The sequence below is a fragment of the Endozoicomonas sp. genome (assembly GCF_031844845.1).
Taxonomy (GTDB): domain Bacteria; phylum Pseudomonadota; class Gammaproteobacteria; order Pseudomonadales; family Endozoicomonadaceae; genus Endozoicomonas.
The window spans coordinates 1-4,755 of the sequence record NZ_JAVRMB020000169.1 but is presented as its reverse complement, the minus strand read 5'-3'; the positions used below and the strand labels follow the sequence as shown (position 1 = coordinate 4,755).

The 4,755-nt window shown below is 48.5% G+C and carries 7 protein-coding genes; all 7 read right to left on the bottom strand.

The window, feature by feature from the left end; all coding sequences use genetic code 11:
- Window positions 1-322 precede the first annotated feature (322 nt).
- The 7 genes from RM811_RS08920 to RM811_RS08890 all read right to left on the bottom strand — a co-directional run bounded on the left by RM811_RS08920 (window position 323) and on the right by RM811_RS08890 (window position 4,527).
- Window positions 323-1,090 (bottom strand): DUF2059 domain-containing protein, encoded by a 768-nt coding sequence (locus RM811_RS08920; protein ID WP_402523082.1) that lies wholly within the window; start codon window positions 1,088-1,090, stop codon window positions 323-325.
- Between the two features lie 122 nt (window positions 1,091-1,212).
- Window positions 1,213-1,923: a 16S rRNA (uracil(1498)-N(3))-methyltransferase gene (locus tag RM811_RS08915; RefSeq protein WP_402523080.1), complete on the bottom strand. Its 711-nt coding sequence runs from the start codon at window positions 1,921-1,923 to the stop codon at window positions 1,213-1,215.
- A 75-nt stretch (window positions 1,924-1,998) separates the two neighbouring features.
- The gene (locus tag RM811_RS08910; protein ID WP_402523078.1) at window positions 1,999-2,295 is read right to left on the bottom strand and encodes a hypothetical protein; all 297 of its coding nucleotides are present in this window, start codon (window positions 2,293-2,295) and stop codon (window positions 1,999-2,001) included.
- A 118-nt stretch (window positions 2,296-2,413) separates the two neighbouring features.
- Complete coding sequence (gene tatC, locus RM811_RS08905; RefSeq protein WP_402523076.1) at window positions 2,414-3,187, bottom strand: twin-arginine translocase subunit TatC; 774 nt, start codon at window positions 3,185-3,187, stop codon at window positions 2,414-2,416.
- A 2-nt stretch (window positions 3,188-3,189) separates the two neighbouring features.
- Window positions 3,190-3,639: a Sec-independent protein translocase protein TatB gene (gene tatB / locus RM811_RS08900; RefSeq protein WP_402523073.1), complete on the bottom strand. Its 450-nt coding sequence runs from the start codon at window positions 3,637-3,639 to the stop codon at window positions 3,190-3,192.
- Between the two features lie 182 nt (window positions 3,640-3,821).
- The gene (gene tatA / locus RM811_RS08895; protein ID WP_402523071.1) at window positions 3,822-4,067 is read right to left on the bottom strand and encodes a Sec-independent protein translocase subunit TatA; all 246 of its coding nucleotides are present in this window, start codon (window positions 4,065-4,067) and stop codon (window positions 3,822-3,824) included.
- 127 nt (window positions 4,068-4,194) lie between these two features.
- On the bottom strand, window positions 4,195-4,527 hold the full coding sequence (locus RM811_RS08890) for a phosphoribosyl-ATP diphosphatase (RefSeq protein WP_402523069.1): 333 nt from the start codon (window positions 4,525-4,527) through the stop codon (window positions 4,195-4,197).
- Between the last annotated feature and the right edge of the window lie 228 nt (window positions 4,528-4,755).

The window sequence follows — 4,755 nt, the reverse complement described above, 5'->3', positions numbered from 1 at the left end:
CCACGCTTTTAGGCCCTGTGGGTCCTGCGTGGTAGCGCCAGGACCCAACCACAGACACGATTCCTGCGGTTGGCTATGCATTCCCACGCAGAGCGTGGGAACGAGGTTCCTGGTGGGTTTTGCGACAGCCTCCTGCGCGGGGATGACGAAGGTATATTTTGAACAACTTATCCTTGGTGCAGGGTTTCAATACGTTTGACAGGTAGGTTGGATCGAACGGAGTGAGCCCCAACAATTTGACCGATGATTGCAGATAGTTTGTTGGGGCTCGCATTCGCTCGACCCAACCTACGTCACCTGTCAATCTCATTGCAACCATGTACTAGAGCATCCGGGACATGGCCTGAATCTGTCCACGCTGGAAATTCTGCATGGCATTTTCCCGGGCAAAATCAAGGTATCGCTGAATTTCATGATCTGGCAGGGAGCGATAGGTATACAAAAAGATAGTCCTCATTCTTGCGGGCATCCCCCTACGAATATGAGGCTTTTCCTGGGCTTTCAGCACCTGAACCGGACGCATGGGCTGTTCTGCGCCTACCGGCATCACTTCCCGAAGCATTCTCTGCGCCCCCACCGAAGCACTGGCTGAAAGCTCGGTACTTAACTCAACAGCATCCAGAGCTTCCATTAATGCTTCAATTAATTTCACCCGACGATTACGGGGAATCCCCTTCGACAGCTTTGCCTGGATATAAGCTTCCATTCTCGCCTGATTTTTCGGGTCATTGGTTTGGGCTTCCAGCCGGAGAATTTTTTGGCCAAGAGGGGATTCAAACCATTTAATCAACCGGGCCAGTTCACCGGCCGACAGGGCTTCATCCAGGGTTGCTTTCATCGAAGAACGGAAAAAGTCGGGGCTGTACCGAACTTTCACCACCTGATTTACAGTATTAACGACCGTTTCAGGGATTGGGTATTGCTGCTCCTGAAGCGTCATGCTGTCGTGTATCCAGCTAAGCTGACGCTCCAGTCCTGTCTGATCATAAAGCCTGTCCAGCAACTGATCTTTTTCAGAAGACGCCAGGGCATTAGTAATAAAAAGCAGGGGAGCGAACAACCATACAACTACTAATCTCTTTCCATCCATAGTCAGAGCCGTGTTGATACCGTTTATTGGGAAAGGATGCTGGCTACATGACGAAGCCAGCACTTGATAAACGTCAGCCAAAGCAGACTTTGACCCACACTTTTACCATACCCTTCTGAAAATCAGTCGTAAAGCTTACTGACGATGGCTGTAACCGCCGTTTCTACCCGTAAAATGCGAGGACCAAGATGAATTCGCTGAAAACCGGCCTGCTCAAGCTTATCAACTTCATACTCAATAAAGCCCCCCTCGGGTCCGATAGCGAGCACTGCCGGTTCGGTAATCTGATGAGGGCAACATTCACCCCCAACCGGATGTGCCACCAATCCCCGCTTACCTTCCAGTAATGCTGGCAAGCGATCTTCCACAAACGGTTTGAAGCGCTTCTCCAAAACCACCTCTGGCAATACCGTATCTCTAGCCTGCTCGAGCCCCAGAATCAGCTGCTCCCGTACTTTCTCCGGAGTCAGCCAGGGGGACTGCCAGAAACTTTTTTCTACCCGATAGCTGTTCATCAGAATAATTTTCTTAACCCCAAGTGCAGTCAGGTGCTGAAGTGAACGCTTAAGCATTTTTGGTCGGGGCAAAGCCAGCAAAACCGTGAGTGGTAAAGCAACAGGTGGCGATAGATCCAGATCAACCTCCAACCGCATTTTTTCAGCGGATATGTGAGTAATAACACCGGTTCCAACGTTACCGTTAATGACACCGACACGAAGTTCATCGCCCTCTTTAGCCTGATGAACTTCCAGAACATGTCTTAACTGCCGTTGATCCAGCTCTACATGCCGCTCATCAATAAAGTGTTGGGATTCTAAAAGGAGAAGATTCATCTAAACAGCCATAAGCAGGAAACGCCGGAAAACAGAGTCGGCATATTCATTTCAAAAAAATTTTTTTGTTCGACGTTAACTCAGCGCCACGCCTTTTCGATAGTCATCCACCAGCCGATCAATCTCACCAAGCACCTGATCAATGGCTACGGATGAAAGCTTAATACTACCAGAGACCAGTTCCAGCCTTAACGTATCCACAGAGGAAAACTCATCACGAATCAGTGTTTTCAGGGGCTGAAAGCCGGGATCAGAAAGAAGCCAGACCAGGCCGTTCTGAACCACTTCCACAGGAACTTCAAACGGTGAATGCTGATAAAAATGACCAGAAGACAAGAGCTTCTGGCCATTTTCGATATGGGGGTATGGCATACTTCCTCCCTGAAACAACCCTGGCCTGAATCCATACAATGGCTGCAGTAAAAAAATGACCTTTCTTTTACTTTAGCCAATGCAAAACAGACTAATGCCGTCACCGGGAGAGATTGCTTTATGCCTCTTCTTCAACGCCCTTCCGGCTTTTGACAAACCGGGCAAAGACAATACCGCATTCAAACAGCAGCCACATGGGAATCGCTAAAAGCGCCTGGGAGATAATATCCGGCGGCGTCATAATCATACCGACGATAAAGCACCCCACCACCACATAAGGGCGCTTTTCCTTCAGACTGGCAACCGTCGTCACACCGGACCAGACCAGCAGAACCGTAGCCACCGGTATTTCAAAGGCAACACCAAAAGCAAAAAACAACTTGAGAATAAAATCCAGATAACTGTTGATGTCGGTCATCACGGTGACCGACTCAGGCCCCACCGAGGTAAAGAAGGAAAAGATCAGTGGAAAAACCACATAATAGGCAAAAGCGATGCCCAGATAGAATAATAAAATGCTGGCTACCAGCAGAGGCACGGCAATGAGCTTTTCATGACGGTATAAGCCCGGTGCGATAAAGCCCCATACCTGATGGAGGATAACCGGGATGGCAAGAAAAAAAGACAGAACGATCGTTAGTTTGAAAGGCGCCAGGAATGGCGAGGCCACCTCCGTCGCTATCATGGTGCTGCCCTCTGGCAAATTGGCCAGAAGCGGTTCCGAGATATAAACGTAGATATCGTTGGCGAAATAAAACAGCCCGGCAAAAACTACCAGAACAGCAATCAGACTTTTGAGAATGCGCCCCCGAAGCTCAAGCAGGTGTTGAACCAGAGGCTGTTCTTTGTCCTTCTCTGGTGTTTGTTCAGACTTTGGCGAGTGTTCAGACATAATTACTGCTTGACCTTATCCTGAGGCTGATCGAGCCTATTATCATTCCCATCATTTACAGCCTCTTCCCCAACACCGACCTCAACAGCCATCTCAGCCCTATCAGTCCTCTCTGCACTATCAAGAACAGCGCCACTATCGACAGTACTGACCATCTCTTTATTCTGGCCGGTGTCAGGACTGACCGTTTTCTTTAAATCGTTAATCTGGCTCTGAAACTGATCACGGGTTTTATTCAACTCTTTCATAACCGCGTCGTTATGCAGCTGTTGTTTGATACCATCGACATCAAGCTCTTTTTCCAGCTCTTCCTTAACCGACTGAAAACTTCGACGAATCTTGCCCATCCAGTAAGCCGTAGTCCGGATAGCCTGAGGCAATCGCTCAGGCCCGAGCACCACCAGAGCGATCACGGCAACCAGCAATAACTCTGTAAATCCTATATCAAGCACAGTGAACTATTACACCTCTCTATCACACTCTCTATCACAGCACTGGGAAATAACTATCAGACACCTGCAGCGCACAGAAGTTCGCTCCAAAGCCGGATACACGCCCTCCACACTTTCAATCAGCTACTGCCTCAGATTTTTCTGCTTCAGAGCTCTTTATGGGTTCAGGACTATCTATGAATTCAGGACTGCTTATGCCTGGACTTTTCCAAGTCTGACTCCAGATTACGGGATTGCTCAATAGAGTCAGACTTTTCATTATCCTTGTCATCCTCCTTGTCATTTTCAGAGTTCAACGCTTTCTTAAAGCCTTTTATTGCACCACCGAGATCACTGCCCATACCCCGTAGCTTTTTGGTACCGAAAAGCATAACGACAATCAGCAGTATAATTAGCAACTGCCAGATACTGATGCCACCAAAACCCATTTCTTTCTCCTTTCAGCTCTTCATGGAGACTGATTAACTATTGAACACGTAGCCAGCATACTACCCCAATCACCGTCATGGGCGTAGTCGTATTGACACTCAGGCACTGAGAACCAGACGATGACGCTCAGGATTGCTCACGGGATGCTTTCTCATCAATACCGGAAAGCCCAAATCGACGATCCAGCTCCTTAAGAACATCAGCGGGCTCAAGCCCAAAATGGGATAACATGACCATGGTATGAAACCAGAGATCTGCCGTTTCATACACCACGGCTTCTTTGCTATCACCATATTCCGCAGCTTTCGCAGCAATCAGCACTTCTGCTGACTCTTCACCGACTTTTTTCAGAATATGATCCAGTCCCTTATGATGAAGCTGCGCAACGTAAGAGGAATCCGAATCAGCCTGCCTGCGACTGCTTAACACTTCAGTCAATCGTTCTATTATATCGCTCATTTTTTAACCCGCAGGATGATTTACAGCAACGAAAGCTGCCTTTAGGGAGGCTGCGATTAAGAATATACCACCGTCATCCCCGCGAAGGAGGCTGTCGCAAAACCCTCGTTCCCACGCTCTGCGTGGGAATGCATACGGATCTGGCCGCATGTGGAGAAACCTCTCCTTGCCCGAATCTGCGGGGGTTTAAGGCTGGTTATTCACTTGTGGCGAGTACGGTATGCATTC

Coding starts and splice junctions, on each gene's coding strand:
- RM811_RS08920 (WP_402523082.1), bottom strand. CDS start 1,090: ATGGATGGAAAGAGATTAGTAGTTGTATGGTTGTTCGCTCCCCTGCTT.
- RM811_RS08915 (WP_402523080.1), bottom strand. CDS start 1,923: ATGAATCTTCTCCTTTTAGAATCCCAACACTTTATTGATGAGCGGCAT.
- RM811_RS08910 (WP_402523078.1), bottom strand. CDS start 2,295: ATGCCATACCCCCATATCGAAAATGGCCAGAAGCTCTTGTCTTCTGGT.
- tatC (WP_402523076.1), bottom strand. CDS start 3,187: ATGTCTGAACACTCGCCAAAGTCTGAACAAACACCAGAGAAGGACAAA.
- tatA (WP_402523071.1), bottom strand. CDS start 4,067: ATGGGTTTTGGTGGCATCAGTATCTGGCAGTTGCTAATTATACTGCTG.
- RM811_RS08890 (WP_402523069.1), bottom strand. CDS start 4,527: ATGAGCGATATAATAGAACGATTGACTGAAGTGTTAAGCAGTCGCAGG.